The 17,719-nt window shown below is 43.0% G+C and carries 13 protein-coding genes; 4 read left to right on the top strand and 9 right to left on the bottom strand.

The window, feature by feature from the left end; all coding sequences use genetic code 11:
- Positions 1-2: 2 nt before the first annotated feature.
- Positions 3-2,918 (bottom strand): ligand-binding sensor domain-containing protein, encoded by a 2,916-nt coding sequence (locus VIM89_RS05770; RefSeq protein WP_488155185.1) that lies wholly within the window; start codon positions 2,916-2,918, stop codon positions 3-5.
- Positions 2,919-3,100: 182 nt separating this feature from the next.
- On the opposite strand from VIM89_RS05770, the gene VIM89_RS05765 reads away from it, so the two are divergent.
- Complete coding sequence (locus VIM89_RS05765; protein WP_488155184.1) at positions 3,101-3,577, top strand: OsmC family protein; 477 nt, start codon at positions 3,101-3,103, stop codon at positions 3,575-3,577.
- A 178-nt stretch (positions 3,578-3,755) separates the two neighbouring features.
- Here VIM89_RS05765 and VIM89_RS05760 read toward each other — a convergent pair whose 3' ends face one another.
- The 8 genes from VIM89_RS05760 to VIM89_RS05725 all read right to left on the bottom strand — a co-directional run bounded on the left by VIM89_RS05760 (position 3,756) and on the right by VIM89_RS05725 (position 14,895).
- The gene (locus VIM89_RS05760) at positions 3,756-5,057 is read right to left on the bottom strand and encodes an MFS transporter (RefSeq protein ID WP_488155183.1); all 1,302 of its coding nucleotides are present in this window, start codon (positions 5,055-5,057) and stop codon (positions 3,756-3,758) included.
- Complete coding sequence (locus VIM89_RS05755) at positions 5,054-5,719, bottom strand: beta/alpha barrel domain-containing protein (RefSeq protein WP_488155182.1); 666 nt, start codon at positions 5,717-5,719, stop codon at positions 5,054-5,056. The genes VIM89_RS05760 and VIM89_RS05755 overlap by 4 nt, the downstream gene beginning before the upstream one ends.
- A 43-nt stretch (positions 5,720-5,762) precedes the next feature.
- Positions 5,763-6,800 (bottom strand): PfkB family carbohydrate kinase, encoded by a 1,038-nt coding sequence (locus VIM89_RS05750; protein WP_488155181.1) that lies wholly within the window; start codon positions 6,798-6,800, stop codon positions 5,763-5,765.
- 2 nt (positions 6,801-6,802) lie between these two features.
- On the bottom strand, positions 6,803-7,996 hold the full coding sequence (uxuA, locus tag VIM89_RS05745; protein WP_488155180.1) for a mannonate dehydratase: 1,194 nt from the start codon (positions 7,994-7,996) through the stop codon (positions 6,803-6,805).
- 140 nt (positions 7,997-8,136) lie between these two features.
- Positions 8,137-9,822 carry a sodium/sugar symporter gene (locus VIM89_RS05740; RefSeq protein WP_488155179.1) on the bottom strand — a complete coding sequence of 562 codons (1,686 nt, stop codon included), beginning with the start codon at positions 9,820-9,822 and terminating at the stop codon, positions 8,137-8,139.
- Between the two features lie 55 nt (positions 9,823-9,877).
- Positions 9,878-11,203: a xylose isomerase gene (gene xylA, locus VIM89_RS05735; protein ID WP_488155178.1), complete on the bottom strand. Its 1,326-nt coding sequence runs from the start codon at positions 11,201-11,203 to the stop codon at positions 9,878-9,880.
- Positions 11,204-11,303: 100 nt separating this feature from the next.
- Complete coding sequence (locus VIM89_RS05730) at positions 11,304-12,788, bottom strand: xylulokinase (protein WP_488155177.1); 1,485 nt, start codon at positions 12,786-12,788, stop codon at positions 11,304-11,306.
- 226 nt (positions 12,789-13,014) lie between these two features.
- The gene (locus VIM89_RS05725; RefSeq protein ID WP_488155176.1) at positions 13,015-14,895 is read right to left on the bottom strand and encodes a chloride channel protein; all 1,881 of its coding nucleotides are present in this window, start codon (positions 14,893-14,895) and stop codon (positions 13,015-13,017) included.
- A gap of 339 nt (positions 14,896-15,234) precedes the next feature.
- On the opposite strand from VIM89_RS05725, the gene VIM89_RS05720 reads away from it, so the two are divergent.
- From VIM89_RS05720 to VIM89_RS05710, 3 genes are all read left to right on the top strand, one after another.
- Positions 15,235-15,708 carry a DoxX family protein gene (locus VIM89_RS05720; RefSeq protein WP_488155175.1) on the top strand — a complete coding sequence of 158 codons (474 nt, stop codon included), beginning with the start codon at positions 15,235-15,237 and terminating at the stop codon, positions 15,706-15,708.
- Positions 15,709-15,742: 34 nt separating this feature from the next.
- Positions 15,743-16,438, top strand: coding sequence for a Crp/Fnr family transcriptional regulator (locus tag VIM89_RS05715; protein ID WP_488155174.1), 696 nt, complete (start codon positions 15,743-15,745; stop codon positions 16,436-16,438).
- A gap of 125 nt (positions 16,439-16,563) precedes the next feature.
- Complete coding sequence (locus tag VIM89_RS05710) at positions 16,564-17,706, top strand: putative sensor domain DACNV-containing protein (RefSeq protein ID WP_488155173.1); 1,143 nt, start codon at positions 16,564-16,566, stop codon at positions 17,704-17,706.
- Positions 17,707-17,719: the final 13 nt, after the last annotated feature.

Raw genomic sequence — 17,719 nt, 5'->3', positions numbered from 1 at the left:
ATTTAATGTGTTAATGCTGGCTTTAGTTTGATCTTCAGGCCAACCACCGTACCCTTTCCCTTTTCAGAACTGATATCGATAGCTCCGTTGATCCGTTTTGTCCGCGTAATAATATTATTGATACCCTGCCCTTTGCGAATCTCATTTTCATCAAACCCACAGCCGTTATCTGTTAGTGTCAAGTGAATCCCGTTTTTATGAATTTCATCAAGACTGATATTCACTTTAGTAGCATGCGAGTGCTTTAGGATATTGTTCAGCAACTCTTTAAATATCATCGGGATATTGCGGCTGTATTCCATCGGCAGTTTTATTTCGTTCAGCGATTCATCAATGTTTTTAAATTCAAACTCAACCTGGGTGTCCAGAAACAGTTCTTTACCAAAATCGCTGATATGATTCAGTATTTCATACAGATTATCGCTTTGCGGATCAAGCGCCCAAAGAATATCCTTGGTTCCATTATATAATGATGCTGCATTTTGTTTGATCTGTTCCAGCAATTTCTTCTGATCGCATTGTGTGGTATCCATTTTGGTTCCCAATATTTCCGACAGCACCGTGATGCGTGTTAGCTTATTCCCCAGCTCATCATGAAAATCTTCGGCTGTTTGCTGGCGTATTTTCAGGCTTTCTTCGCGCTTAGTTGCTTCTATTATCCTTTGCCGGTTTATTTTCACCTGGTGGCGGTAGCTTTGTATGGAAACACCGATTAACACAAAAAATATGATAGCAAGGAAACGGAAGGTGCCCGTTTGATAAAACGGCGGTGTGATGGAAAAAGAGAAACTGGCGGTATTGGCTGAGGGAGTGCCGTCCATGCCGATTGCTTTTACTTCGAATGTATAATTGCCCGCAGGCAGCGAAGGGTAATCCACTACATTATTTTTTACAGGCATTGAATAAGCGGTGTCCAGCCCTTTTAATTTATAACGATAGGATACATTAGCCGGATCCTTCAGATTGATGCCTAAAAAGGCAATGGACAAATGCCTGTTGCTGAACGAAAGTTTTGTACCATTAGCGATTGTTGTAGTACCCTTTTCTCCGCTTTGGGGCAATAGTTTTACCGATTGAATAACAATATGCGGCGGCGTTTTTTGTGCAGGAACAATATTGGTATTGTAAACCACAACGCCTTTTGTGGTACCGATCCACACTTTACCATCATTATATAATACGGCATTTTGATTCGATTCGAGTATCGGATTTTTTGAACTACCGTTACCTCTTACCGTAAAAGTCTTATTCCTATCATCATATAAAAATCTATTCGCTCCGCGACCGGTTCCTACCCATATTGCGCCATGGTCGTCAGTTACCAAACTATAGATCGTATTTGAATTCAGGCCGTCTTTAGTGTTGTAGTTTTTAATGCTACCGGTTACTTTGTTCCAAACAAAAATGCCGCGATCATCTGTACCAATGATAAGCATTCCCTTAAAGTTCAGCATGCTGAATACGGTAGAGGTGCGCACCGCGTCCAACTTAAAACTCTTTACAATCTTTTGGTTGACTGCAAGCGTGACACCATCCTGTGTACCTATAATTACCGAGTCTTTCCCGGTGCTGATTATCGCTGATGAAAAGCCTGAAAACTGATCTAAACGTTTCAGCGCATTGTTCTCAACATAAAAACATCCACCCGGAGTCACCGTCCAGATTATACCATCACTATCCTGTGCTATGCCATTAATAGCGTAGTAATCGCTGCTTTTAATTATGATAAAGCGGTTGCCGTCGTATGTCCACAAACCAGCATTGGTACCTATCCATATCAGGCCATTCTTATCAGTATACAGGCATTGTATACCATTCAAGTCCGGGTGATCTTTTGGCAATGGTATGCTTCTTAATTTTTTGCCATCGTAACGGAATAAGCCTGCACCGTTGATCCCCAATAGCACATGTCCGCTTTTGTCTTTTGCAATGGCCCATACCACTTCGTTGTCCGGAAGCCCCTGCGTCCGGTCAAAGATCACATAGCGGTCGCCTTCATATTTGTACAAACCGTTACCCTGGCTGGCCAGCCATAAATTATTGTCAGCATCATTATAAATATCTGTGATCGCATTATCCGATAAACCATTTAAGCCGACAAAATGCGTGCTGTTTTGCTTCTTAAGGTCAAGATAATATGCCCCATTATTGGTACCCACCCATAAGTTGGCAGCGCTATCCTGCGCCATACTCAGGAACGATTCTTTAATACCTTTTACAAGGTGATTTTGATAGAGCTGCATTACCCCATCTTTCACTGCATAAATGCCGTTGAACGACAACAATAAAAGCCGGCTTTTATCTATCCGATCGAACAGCATTTTAATGACAAAAAGACCCTTGTCGTTTTTTGGATACGAAACAAAGTCGGTCCATTTCCCCTTATCCCGGTAATAGATACCCTTTTTATGAACCGACGCATACAATTTGCCTTCATGATCGACAGCCAGGCAAAGCAATGGCTCCTTAATAGTATCCTGTATCACTTCTTCTTTCCCGGAATTGCCCGATACTTTGAATAAACGATTATTCATGATGAACCAAACAGTGCCATCGCCGTCCTGAACAATACTGCGCACGCGGTTGTTTTTGAGCTTAACAGCCACCGGACAATTTACCAATTTGTTATTCACCAGCTTCATCAACCCGCTTTGGGTGCCGAACCAAACCACGTTGTCTTTATCTACAAAAACGTTATTGATAAAGTTGGTTGGCATACCATTTTGCCGGGTATATGACGTAAATTCCTTGCCATCAAAGCGACATGCTCCGCCCAAAGTGGTTATCCATAAACGATGTTGTTGATCAAGCGCGAGGTTATTCACCTGTGATTGGATCAGGCCGTCCTCAATATCATAGTGCGAAAAGGTGTATTTCTGGGCCTGAGTAGTTAGATGACAAAAGAGGATAAGAAACAAAACACAAAAAAGCCTGCATACAGCCGGTCTGGTTTTTATAATATGTTTTGTCAGAATTTTAAACGTCATTTGTAACAACACACCTTTTTCGTAAATCTACTATCAAATTACGTTTATTTGAGGTATAAAATAGTCACCCTAATAGGGTGATTAATCCGGCAAACCTAAGTAAATCTGCAACCATGCACAAATCGCACAATTATAGTTTAACCGTTAAATGGACCGGCAACCGCGGCACCGGCACCAGTGATTACCGCTCGTATGACCGCAATCATGTTATTCAATCTGAATTGAAGGCTGATATCGATGGTTCATCCGATCCGGCATTTCGGGGTGATAAAACGCGTTATAATCCGGAAGACTTAATAGTGGCTTCCCTTTCTGCATGCCATATGCTGGCTTATTTGCATTTATGCGCCGTTGGTGGGGTTGTGGTGACTGATTATGTCGACAATGCTTCAGGCATTATGGTAGAAACACCCGATGGAGGCGGTCATTTTACGGAAGTAATTTTAAAACCTGTAGTGACGGTAAAAGATAGTTCGATGATCGACAAGGCTAATGAATTGCATCATAAAGCAGGGGAGCTTTGCTTTATAGCCAGTTCGGTGAATTTTCCAGTGAAACATGAGCCGGTGGCGGTTGCTGAGAATAGCTAATTAATTATGTCATTTCGACGAACTCGGGATGGGCTGAGCGTCCGGGAGTGAGGAGAAATCTTATACGATTATCCCTCTCCGCCATGCAGAGTGGTATAAGTTTTCTCACCCGCCACATTACATGACCCTACCCTGCGGATTCGAAATGACATAGTTTAAAAAAATCGAAAAAAGTGCCCTATAAATCCACCGGCTTCATCTTCGAAACCAAAAAGTGCATAATACACCAGGCCAGCAAATAAGCACCGCCGCAAACAAAAAACATGATGTAATAAGCCACCTCGATGTGATGAATAGAACGGTAATGCACAAACAAGTTCTTCTGTACAAACAGTGATAAAAACACACCGCCCACAGAGCCAAACATACCGCCGATACCGGTTATGGAGCCTACTGCCTTCTTAGGAAACATATCCGAAACGGTAGTAAAAATATTGGCACTCCAGGCCTGGTGAGCTGATGCTGCCAAGCCTATAATAACAACCGCCAGCCACATATCGATGCTGCCCAATATCTGTGCGAAAATGATCGGCACCACTGCAAAGGCATAGATTAACATAGAAGTTTTTCGTGCCCTGAACACCGGCCAGTTTTTCTCGATCAGACTTTTAGGCAGATAGCCACCGTAAATACTCCCGAAAGTGGAAATAAGGTAAACTGTTGAAACAGGCATTACCAATGCATTGCCCTTTAATCCATATTGACTTTGCAAAAAGTCGGGCAACCAAAAAAGGTAAAACCACCAGATTGGATCAGTAAGAAATTTCCCTATTGAAAATGCCCAGGTTTGTTTGTATCTAAGTAGCTTACCCCAGGATATTTTTTCGCCTTCCTGTGTTTGAGCTGTGTGATCTGATTCATCAGCATCACTGTTTATGTAATCAAGCTCCGGTTTATTGAGACGCTTTTGCCGGGTTGGTATTTCATAAAAGATTAACCACAAAACCAGCCAGATAAGACCTATTGAACTAGTGATCACAAATGCCCAACGCCAGCCCCAGGCCGTATTTATGTAAAGAACAGTCGGGGCTAGTACAGCGCCGATGTTTGCTCCTGAGTTGAATATACCTGTTGCTAACGCACGTTCTTTTTTAGGAAACCATTCTGCAACAGTTTTAATTGCGGATGGGAAATTGCCAGCTTCACTCAATCCCAGTGCCGACCGGACCGCGATAAATCCAAAAGTACTGCTTACTAAGGCATGGAGTGCTGCAGATACACTCCACAACATAGTAGAAAAGAAGTAACCCATCTTTGTCCCTAGTCGGTCAATTAGTCGCCCGGCATATAATAAACCTATTGAATACGCTATTTTGAAGGCGATCTCGACATTGGCATAATCGCCGTCATCCCAACTTAAATCCTTGCTTATTGAAGCTTTTAACAGACTGATGACCGCCCTGTCGAGGTAATTAATAGTGGTGGCAAAAAATATGAGTGCACAGATTACCCACCTGTAATTTCCCGGTTTCTCATTCATATTTGCCTGGCCGATTGAATCAATTGTAAAGCATGAACAGTGTTGTTATACAACTCATCATAACGCTGGTTCCACAAAACATCTTTGGTGATCAACTTGCTGCCCATACCTACCGCACAAACACCGGCCTTAAACCAGCCATTGATATTTTCATAATTCAGGTCGACACCACCTGTAGGCATAAATAATTGTCCACGGAAAACATCTGATACGGCGCTAATAAAGCCCGGACCTACTACATTAGCCGGAAATATTTTTATTAGTGCCACCTTGTGTTGTTGGGCAAGGTGAATCTCAGTCGGGGTCATACATCCGGAAATATACAAGCCACCCAACTCATTTACCATATCCGCTATAGCGGGGTTAATTGTTGGAGCAACTATAAAATCGGCGCCCGCATTGATGTAACTATCTGCGTCCTCTACAGTCTTCACCGTACCGATTCCTAAAAACAGATCGGGCATCTCCGCTTCCTGTACCGACTTCAAAACCACAAAATTCTCGAAAGCTTCTTTAGCCCGGTTGGTATATTCCATCACGCGGACGCCCGCCCTGTACAGCGTGCGCATGATCTCCGCACTTACCGTTGCGTCTTCATAAAAATATAAAGGCAACATGCCCTGCTTTATAATGCTGTCCAGAACTGCTTGTTTTGCTTTCATTTTTTGTGTTTGTGATTATAAACCTAATCAACTAATCAACCACTTAACCATTCAACTTACTTAATATCTCCGTTGCCGGTATGTTAGTTGTATCGCTTTCAATAAATAACTTTTCAAAGGCCGCCGCTGTTGCAAATTCTAAAGTTCTCTGCGGATCGAAATCATTATAAAAGCCGTAGATCAATCCCGCCATAAAACAATCGCCGCTACCTACTTTATTAATGATCTCCGACGAGCAATATTCGTCAGAAGAATAGAGATCATCCCCTGTATACAGCGCAGCATAATAGCTTATTTCCTTTTTCGCATCAAACCTGAAGGTATTAGCTACCGCTTTGCATTTAGGATACTGTTTTATCAATTCTTGAGAAGTTTTTAAAGCTTCTTTCAGATAAATACTCTTTTGCCCTGATTCATGAATATCCGGCGTCACCGGGATACCCAGCATAGTTTCCGCCGCCCATACATTGCCCATGATCAGATCGCAATATTGCACCAGGCCGGGCATAATTTCTTCAGGCTTTTTGCCGTATTGCCAAAGTTTGGAGCGATAATTCAGATCCACAGAAACGATAATATTCTTTCGTGAAGCTGCCTCAAGGGCTTCTTTGCAAACATCAGCTACATTTTGATTAATAGCCGGGCAAATCGCGCTGAAATGAAACCAGCTTACTCCATCGAAATGTTTGTCCCAATCGATCATTCCGGGTTGTAATTCAGAAAATGATGAATGTGCCCGGTCGTAGATCAGTGCATCATTTTTCAGGTCTCTTCCTTTGGTCAGGAAATACAAGCCGAGCCTGTTGCCGTGGTAGTGAACATCAGAAAGGTCGATGCCTTGATTCTCCAGGAAATCCACAATTTGGTGAATCATACCATTATCTGGAAGCGCAGTAATATATTTTGATGGAACGCCCCAAAGCGCAAGAGCAGTAGCGACATTCAATTCAGCACCGGCAATAAAAAACGGGAATGAATTTTCTTTGAGCCAGTCGCCGCCTTCGTCAGGAGAAATACGTAACAGCAACTCTCCGAATGAAAGAATTTTACCCTGCTTTTGTATTTTCAAAGGTTCGCCCATAATTATTGATAAAGTGCGTTTTTGATACCCATTTCCAAACCCCTTAACTCGGCAAGTCCTTTAAGGCGACCAATAGCCGAATAACCGGGGAAAGTATCGTAGTTAAAATCGTCTAATAATTTATGACCATGATCGGGGCGCATGGGTATGGCAACATCATCGCGACCACTGTCAACCCTGTTTTTCTGTTCCTGTAAAACAGCCTTCATCACGGCATACATGTTTGTACTGCCATTTAAATGATCGGCTTCATAAAAGCTTCCGTCATTTTCGCGCTGAACATTACGCAGATGCAGGAAGTGGATATGTTTACCTAATCTGCCTATCATCGCAGGCAGATCATTATCCCCCCTTGCTCCTAGTGAACCTGTGCAAAACGTAATGCCATTGCTTACTGAAGGTGCGGCATTAACGACATCCGATAAATCGTTTTCAGTGGATACGACCCTAGGCAAACACAATATCGGAAATGGCGGATCATCCGGGTGGATACACATCCTGATGCCCAGTTTCTCAGCATCAGGAATAATGGTTTTTAAAAACCATGCTAGGTTCTGTTTTAATTGGTCAGCATCAATCCCTTTGTATTTTTCCAGGTGACCTTTAAACTGATCTATCGTCAACACATCTTTAGTGCCCGGTAAACCCGCCATAATATTGGTGACCAACTGCTTCCTTTGTTCATCAGTCAGGCTATCTAAATAAGTCTTAGCTTTTTGCTGCTGATCCGGGGTAAAATCTTTATAAGCTCCTTCACGTTCTAAAATATAAAGATCAAACGCAGCCAAAGCCGAAGCATGAAAACGCAATGCCGATGCACCGTTTGGCAAACGATAGTCGATATCTGTACGTGTCCAATCCAATACGGGCATAAAATTGTAGCATACCGTTTTTATACCAGCTTCCGACAAGCTCTTTAAAGTCTCAATATATTTTTCGGCATATTGCTCCCGGTCAGGGCTGGCTGTTTTAATGCTCTCGTGAATGTTCACACTCTCAACAACCGACCAGGTTAACCCGGCAGCCTCAATAAAGCTCTTGCGCTTTTCAATCTCTTCTTTTGACCACACTTCACCGCTCGGAATATGATGTAATGCGTTCACTACGCCACTAGCGCCGGTTTGCCTAACGGCTGTTAAAGTCACAGGGTCGGACGGTCCGTACCACCGGAAGGTTTGTTCGAGATCACTAAACATCAGGCAGATGGTTTATATATTCAGCGCTTAAAGATAAAATTTATTGCAGACAAATCTGATCTGCGCGGTAGATTACTTCCATAAAAAAATAGCGATGGTTATATGCCACCGCTATTCTATCACTTTTTGATTAAGTTTTCTTACCAGAAGATAGTATAAAGTGCAGTTAAAATGCCGCCAATAATAAGCGCGCCTACTGCAAAACTATTCGATACCTTAAACATTTTGGTATCTACTTCGAGGCCATGTGAACGGTCGCCGCGCGGGTTTTCAATGTTTGAAATGATCCACATGCCGATAACACATATCACGAATACGATACCCATACGATCCAGGAAAGGTATCTCGTATAGTTGAGTTTTTCCATCAGACTGGGTTACCAGTGTAGAGAAACCTATGCCCTTCAGGAACGCAAGATCCATGAACTTTGGTAGTACCTTAAATATTACTGACATTATAAAACCGCCAATGGTCGCGAATAAAGCCGCATTTGAAGTGGTCTTTTTCCAGAAAAATCCAAGGATGAACATGGCGAAAATACCAGGCGATACGAAACCGGTATATTCCTGTATAAATTGGAAACCACCTTTTTTATCAATGCCCAGGAATGGAGAAATAATGATACCTAATATCATAGCTACCACAACAGCTACCTTTCCGGTAACTACCAATTGATGGTCTGTAGCCTCAGGTTTGATTTTCTTTTTATAGATATCAAGCGTAAATATCGTTGCTATACTATTGGCCTTACCTGCCAGAGATGCCACAACAGCAGCAGTCAACGCAGCAAATGATAGGCCTTTAAACCATGGCGGTAACAGGTTTAGCAATGAAGGGTAAGCATTATCCGGGTTAACTTCTCCGTTCACCATCATTTGTGAATGGAACACATTTTCCTTATACAATATAAATGCTGCTATGCCCGGCAATACCACGATAACCGGCATTAATAATTTCAGGAAAGCTGCAAATAAAATACCACTGCGGGCAGTTTTCAGGTCGGCACCCAAAGCGCGCTGGGTAATGTATTGGTTACAGCCCCAGTAGTTCAGGTTGGTGATCCATAAGCCACCCAGCAATACTGTTAAACCTGGTAAATCAGCATAATGCTGGTTATCACGTTTAAATATCATTTCAAAGTGATCGGCAGCATGGCTTTGCATTAGTTTTAAACCATTTATAAGACCAGGAGAACCGAAATGTTCTGCTACTTGTGTCACGGCAATATAGGTAGTTACCAAGCCTCCAAGTATCAGGAAGAATACCTGGATAACGTCGGTATAACCAATCACCTTCATACCACCCAATGTGATGATAACGGCGAATATGGCCAATCCCCAAATACAAACCTGGAAGTTGATGCCTGAAATACCGTGGACAGCTATCGCACCGAGATACAGGATAGAGGTCAGGTTAACGATGATATAAAGTAATAACCAGAACACCGCCATAATCATTGCCACTGTGCCGTTATACCGCTGGCTAAGGAACTGCGGCATCGTAAATATCTTATTTTTAAGATATACAGGTATAAAGAATATGGCCACCAGTACCAGTGTGGCTGCTGCCATCCATTCGTAGGCTGATATAGCAAGTCCCATTGAAAATCCGGAGCCGCTCATCCCCACCATTTGCTCAGCAGAGATATTGGAGGCGATTAATGATGCACCAATTGCCCACCAGGTAAGGGAGCCTTCGGCTAGAAAATAGTCTTTTGAAGTGGCGTCGGCATTATGTTTACGTTTATATACCCAGTAGCCGTAGCAAGCAACGATTATAAAGTATATTACAAATACGATATAATCGCCAGTGGTTAAAGTGTGCATTTAATTCAGGTGTTTAGTTTAATTTGGTTTTATGTGTTAATTTAACAATTATAAATTATATATATCGGTTTATCAAATTTTCGAGATATTCCTGTCTGCCGCTCGACGTTTTAGGTTCTCCGTTAGCTACAGCATAATCTCTCAATTCTTCCAGGGTCACTTTTCCTTCTTCAAAAGATTTGCCTGTACCACTGTCGAATGATGCATAACGATCTTTTCTTACTTTCTTATAATCTGACTTTTGCAGTACCTGATCAGCAATAACAAGCGCCCTCGCAAATATGTCCATACCTCCAATGTGGGCGTAGAACAGATCAGCCGGATCAGTTGAGTTTCTGCGGATCTTTGCATCGAAGTTGATGCCACCACCAGCAAAGCCGCCTGCTTCGAGGATGATAAGCATGTATTCCACCACTTCGTTAATATTGTTCGGAAACTGGTCGGTATCCCATCCATTCTGTGCATCGCCGCGGTTAGCATCAATCGAGCCTAATAAACCTGCATCAGCAGCTACCTGCAGATCGTGCTGGAAGGTATGACCAGCCAAAGTAGCGTGGTTTACTTCCAGGTTTAATTTCATATCTTTCAGCAGATCGTATTTCTGTAAAAAGCCTAGTACGGTTGCTGCGTCGTAGTCATATTGGTGCTTGGTTGGCTCGCATGGTTTTGGTTCGATGAAGAACGTTCCTTTGAAGCCTTGCTTACGAGCATAGTTAATTGATGCATGTAAAAACTGCGCCAAATGTTCCTGCTCACGTTTCATGTCGGTATTCAGCAAGGTCATATAGCCTTCACGGCCTCCCCAGAATACGTAGTTCTCACCTCCTAATGCTATGGTAGCATCCAAAGCAGCCTTAACCTGGGCTGCGGCATGAGTCAGCACATGAAAATCCGGATTTGTTGCTGCACCGTTCATGTACCTGCGGTGAGAGAACAGGTTGGCTGTTCCCCAAAGCAGTTTTACACCGCTGGCAGCTTGTTTTTGCTTGGCGTAATCAACCATGGCTTGCAAGCGGCGATCATTCTCTTTTATATCGTTGGTATAATCCACCACATCCACGTCATGGAAGCAGTAATATGGCAGGTTCATTTTGGTGATGAACTCAAAAGCCGCATCCATTTTATCTTTTGCACGCTCAACAGCATCAGCTTTCTCATCCCAGTGGAACAGATGAGTAGGTCCGCCAAACGGGTCGGCGCCTGAACCGCAGAACGAATGCCAGTAAGCGCAGGCAAACCGCAGATGGTCCTTCATCGATTTCCCGGCTACTATCTTATCGGCATCATACCAGCGAAATGCCAGCGGGTTGTCGCTTTGCGGCCCTTCGTATTTTACCTGGCCTATTCCTTTAAAAAATTCTTGGTCTCCTGTAAGTATCATAATTATTCAATGAGTGAATTAGTGAGTTAGTGAATTAGTGAATTAGTGATTGATGTTTTGTAATTAAGACTTACGAAGTTTTTAAAACTTCGTAAGTCTGTTAGCTCGTTCCTGATAATTCTTTTTCTAACAGTTTTTTCCAATCGTGGTAAACGGGTTCAAACTTGTTTCCTGTTGGTTCTACTACCTTTAGTCTCTTCATTTGAGCGAACGCTTCTGCTGGTGACGCATAAATTTGCGAACCTATCCCAGCTCCTAACGCAGCTCCGGTGCTGCCATCATTATTATAAAGCTCAACGGGAACTCCGGTTGCGTTAACGAAGCAATGGGTGAATAATTCGCTAAGGAACAGATTGGCATTTCCTGCCCGGATCACTGAAGGGTTCATCCCATTGCTGCGCATAATATCCAATCCATATCTGAATGCGCAGGCAATGCCTTCATGAACAGCCCTTAAAATATGTGCCTGGCTGTGAATATTAAAATCGATATGGTGCATTTGCGAACCAATAGGTTTGTTGCAAAGCATACGTTCAGTACCGTTACCGAATGGCAGTATCCTCAAACCATAGCTCCCTAAAGGCGCATCCGCAGCTTTTTCATTCATTTGGGCATAACTTAAGGTTGAGCCGAAGACGCTTCTGATCCAGCTATATAGTCTGCCTGTGCCGTTGATGCAGAGCAATACGCCTAATCGCTTTTGCCGTTCTGTATAATTCACATGGGCAAAGGTGTTCACCCTTGATTGCGGATCATAAGCCAGTTTATCGCTTACGCCATAGATCACCCCCGAAGTTCCTGCTGTTGCTGCTACCTCACCCGGATTCAATACATTTAGTGAAAGCGCATTATTAGGTTGATCGCCTGCTTTATAGGTAATGGGGATGCCTGCCTTTAATCTTAATTTCTCTGCAACAGACCTGGATAAAGTGCCGTGATTGGAGAATACCGGCTTTATAACCGGGAACAGGCTTTTGCTGAATCCAAAATATTTAAGTACGTCAGGTGAAATACTATCGCTTATAAAATCGTAAAAAATACCTTCTGATAAGGCGGATACCGAAGTAGTGATATCGCCGGAAAGCTTCATGGCGATAAAGTCGCCGGGCAGCATGATCTTATCGATCTGATCGTAAATAGCAGGTTCATTTGCCTTTACCCAGGCCAGCTTGGATGCCGTAAAATTTCCGGGAGAATTGAGCAGATGCTTCAGGCTTTTCTTTTCACCAATGGCTTCGAAAGCCTTGTTGCCGATTTCCACAGCCCGGCTATCGCACCAGATGATGCTATCGCGAAGCACATGCTGATTTTTATCCACCAATACCAAACCGTGCATCTGGTAAGCTATACCAATAGCTGCAATATCATGCGGATTGTATTTGCCGCTGTTGTTGCATAACTGGATTGCATGCTGCAATTGCTGCCACCACATATCAGGCGATTGCTCGGCCCAACCAGGCTGATGCGCCAATATCGGGCTTTCGGTGTCCGGGTATTGCGCAGAGGCTATAGCAGTTTGCGTAGCCGAATCAACAACGGTTACCTTAACGGATGATGTTCCAATATCAATGCCCAACAAAAGCATACGGCGTAATCGTTTTTTTAGATGGTTTATAGAGCCAACTAATTTAAATTTTTTTTATTGCCTTGGTATTAATTTAATTCAGGTTTTCTGCGGTTATAAATGTATAAATTACACTTATAAATTATCAAATTTATTTTAAACAATAATCACGGACAGCTTAAAAACAAAAAAAGCCTCCTGTCCAGGGAAGCATTTTTCTCATTAATCAAGGTAACTATAGAGTCGTTTATTTTGGAACGTCGGTGATATGGATCAATTTTTTTCCTTTGATCAGCATTTTCATCCGGCGGCGTTTGAGCGATATTTGGGTGTTTGCAGTCTCATTTTCTTCTATATGATGCCTGTAGGCTGTCAATACATCCGGATAGGTTAGCATACCCATTATCTTACCGCCCTTTGCAGCTATAACAGGGAGTGCTTCGGTATGATGTTTCGCCATTATTTCTACCGCAGTACGCAAGCTGTCATTATTTTTCAGGAAGAAATGCACCGGTTTTAAGATGTCTTTTATGGTATGATCGCTTTTTACTCCGGGAGAGAACAGATCAGTCCGCTTCAAAATACCAGAATAAGAACCGTCATTATCTACCGTCATAAAGTAGTTGCTTTGATCGTGGCTTTCTTCCAGCCATTGTTTTACTTCCTTGATAGGGTTTTGCGAGGCTAGTACTACGTTGCTTTCGTTCATCAATTGCGCTACTGTTAAAGCCTGCAACAGATCTGGCTCGAAAGAATCCGGCGTAAAAACTCCGCGGCGGGCAATTTTTTCGGTCATGATGGTATTTTCCATCAGGAAGAATGAGATAAGGTAGGATGCTGTACATGCCCCCAATAAAGGTAACAATGCGTGCGATTGCATAGTAGCCTCAAGCGCAAAAGTGATACTGGTAAGGTAAGCTCTTGATGCACCTGCAAACATAGCCGACATACCGATCAATGCTGCCATGGGTATGCTGATCCCTACTTCCGGAAAGTTTTTTGAAACCACGATGCCTAGAATTGCGCCTGCTGCTCCGCCCATAGTTAACAATGGCGCAAGTGTACCACCTGAGGTTCCACTGCCCAATGCAATTGCCCATGAGATAAATTTAAAGAAGCACAAACTCAATATAATGGTTAGTGGAAAGCTACCGGATAAAAGATTGGTAATATTATCATAACCTACACCCAGCGTATGCGGCGCGAAATAACCTACAGCACCAACAGCCAAACCGCCAATTGCAGGCCACCACGCCCAGTGTATAGGTAATCGTTCAAATGCATCTTCAATCCAGTAAACGGCTTTTGTGAGCCACATCGCGAGGAAGCCAATAATGACACCCATAAAGCTGTAAATGGCCAGTGCAATATTGTTCGGAACCGCAACGTCCGGCATAGGGAATACTGGTCCTGATTCAAACAGCAGGTGGTGTCCCGCAGCGCCGGTAATACATGCCAAAGCAACCGGCAGAATAGCTTTAGGAGAAAATTCGAACAGCAACAATTCAATAGCAAGGAAAACCGCTGCAATCGGCGTACCGAATATAGCCGCCATACCTGCAGTTGCACCTGCTGCCAGAATGATCTTCCGCTCGTTAGAAGTTATTTTGAATAGCTGGCCAAGAGTTGAGCCTAATGCGCCCCCCGTTGCAATAATTGGACCTTCAGCACCAAACGGGCCACCGGTTCCGATTGCAATTGCTGATGATACTGGTTTTAGAAATGTGATTAAAGGTTTTATTTTACTCTGATTAACCAATATTTGTTCCATTGCCTCCGGTATGCCGTGCCCGCGTATTGCTTTTGAGCCATACAAAGCCATCAGGCCAACTACTATACCACCTATAGCAGGTATAATAAGCACCCACACACCCAAATGGTTATAGGCCGGACTTTGGAATTTTAAAGAGAAAGTTCCGTAAAAAGAGATGTTGGTGATCAGGTTGATCAGAGTAACCAAAAATTTGGCAATAAAGCTTATCGCCACGGCTACCGCTATACATAAGAGCGAGATAGTGATAAGCCGTTTCTTTAAAACAACACTTTTTTTGGCATCCTCTTTAGTCCCGGGCAAAGAATTTAATAAAGGCGAGATAGGAATGCCGTTTGCGTATCCTGTAATTTTCATTGCAATAATTTGCTTTTAGCGGTAATGAAGCTATCATGAGCAGTTTGATTTATCTTTTATATGGTGACTCATGATGGTTTCATCGTGTATTATAAAAGGAGAATTTACCGGCGGATAAAAAGTTTTGATGTCGCCGTGAAATTTGATGCAAAAGTAACAAAGAATTTTAGAACTGTCAAATTAAAACATTGTTTAATTAATATTTTATCAGCATAAATTACTTTTAATAAACATATTTATATTGTTTAAACAAGATTTATAATTGATTTATAAAACAGATTTTTAACCCATAATTTTCTTGGAGTAATGTAAAGTTTTCGTTATATTTGAATTAACAGTTTGTCAAAAACTTGTTACAAAGGAGATTTTACCATGAACGTGATCCACAGAATAGAGAAATGGGGCGATACTCACCACCCCCGTTTCCTGGATATTATCCGCATACTTTTAGGCGTATTTTTATTGTTAAAAGGGCTTGGCTTTATGGATAATACGGCCAACTTGCAATCGCTTATCGAAAGCCGAACAGACATTACAGTAGCTCCCTGGCTGCTTATGCTATTAGTCTATTACGTCACATTTGTGCATATGGTAGGCGGAACGCTAATTGCTATTGGAATACTCACGCGTTTCTCAGCAATAATGCAGATACCGGTAGTGTTCGGGGCAGTGTTCTTCATCAATATATTGCAGTCACCGTTTAATACCGACCTGGCATCATCAGTCGTTGCGTTGATATTGCTGGTTGTATTTGCCATCATAGGTTCAGGCCGATGGTCGATTGAAAGCTATCTGAAAAGCTGCAACGAATAATTTCATCCGAAAAATTTAATATTGTACCCGGGAAATGAAAAACAATAACGGGTGCGATCTGAAAAGCTGTTTTATGTGCCGTCTTTGCCTTAAAGACTGGCTTCCTGCCATTGCAGCACATAAGCAGAATGTCTCTGTTAAAAAAGGTCACGCAATTTTCCAGGAAGGTGAGCCTGTAAAAGGCATCTACTTTCTTTATTCGGGCAATGTGAAGGTGCATAAGAAGTGGGACAACGAAAAAGACCTGATCATTCGCTTTGCAAAAGCAGGTGAAATACTGGGTCATACTGGCTTGGGAGACGATTTAAACTACCTGGTTTCAGCCACCGCATTAGAGCCTGTGGTGGTTTGTTATATCGAGATGGCGTTTTTTGAATCAACCTTGCATGTAAACAACGACCTCACCTATAAACTGATGCGATTTATGGCCAATGAGCTGCAGGAATCGGAAAAGCGTGTCCGTAACCTGGTGCATATGCCTGTGAAAGGACGAATTGCTCAAGCGCTTATCAATCTCAAGAACCAATTCGGAATAAATACTGATGGTTCTATCGGCATCGAACTTACCCGGCAGGACCTCTCCTCCTATGCCGGGGCGTCTTATGAAACGCTTTTTAAAGTGATGAACGAGTTCGCAGATGAAAAGCTGGTAGAAGCAACAGGTAAAAATATCCGGATCATAAACGAACCTCAGCTAAAAAAACTGACCGATACCGTAAGTGGTTTGTAAAGCTCACCGAAAAAAGGCATTTTAAAGTAATATTTTGTTGGCTCAGCGTAGCGGCAAAGTAAATTGGGTTAAATTAGGGGATTCTAATTTTTCTCAATCTAACTATGAACACAGGGATCAGGTCAATGATAAGTGAAACTTCTTATAAAGCGGCACGTTTGGTATCGGGGGCAATCGAATCGCATTTTGCATTACAGATAGCCGAGGCCGGCAAACGCGGTGAAGACGGGGTAGCCTGCCAGCCAGATAAGCGCACCATAGAGGCGATTGTTGATACCGCATTCTGGACCAGCCTGAGAAAGGAAGAAGGCCGTTCGCCAAAAATATCACTGGCATTTCTTCCGCCAGCACAGTCATCTCACCCTTTGGTTTTTGAGCAACGCATTGCACTTACCACTGAAGCTTTAATCAAATTAGCACCTGCGGTAGAGCGGTCAGGTATTCACCTGGGCGTTTGGCAGGAAGATGGTAACTTATACATTTGGGGGACCACACACGACATTCCGGGATTTTGCTTTGTACTGGAGGTTGTTGAGCCGGGCTTACTGGTGATCAAACATCGTCGAATAGATGGGTTCGGTAAATTTGTAAACGTAGCTGTTTTAAAGGGTGACGAAGTAAAGGTTGTAGATGAGGAGAGTATTAATGTGCCCGATTGCCCTGCTCTGCTATCATCGTTGCTGGGCTTTTCATCGCAATTATCGTGGAATAATCCGGTGAATGTACATGTACAGCTGGCAGTATCTATGCGTGCACACGGTCACGGTGGGCTGTTATTAATTGTACCGTCCGATAGTGATAAATGGCGCGAATCGATCATTGATCCTATTTCTTACGCGATTTCACCTTCATTTAACGGCCTCTCCAGACTAATGACGCAAAATATAAACGACCGCAACCTGACCTTATGGAAGGAAGAGCTTTCGAAAGAAATCGATTGTGTTGCGGGACTAACAGCTGTTGACGGTGCAACCATTCTCAACGACCGCCACGAGCTTTTGGCATTTGGTGCAAAAATTACGCGTCCACACGGCAATGAGACCGTTAAAGAAATTATGGTGACCGAGCCTATCATCGACAGCGAGGCTCAATTAATGGCCCCGGGCCAGGATGGCGGCACTCGTCATTTCGCTGCTGCTCAATTTGTATACGATCAGCGTGATGCGTTTGCATTAGTTGCTTCGCAGGATGGCAGGTTTACGATCTTCTCCTGGTCACCTTGCGATAGTATTGTGCATGCGCACAGGGTGGATACACTATTGTTATAATCTAAAAAGGGTG

The organism is Mucilaginibacter sp., from assembly GCF_036568825.1.
GTDB lineage: Bacteria > Bacteroidota > Bacteroidia > Sphingobacteriales > Sphingobacteriaceae > Mucilaginibacter.
This window is presented reverse-complemented; position numbering and strand designations above follow the sequence as displayed.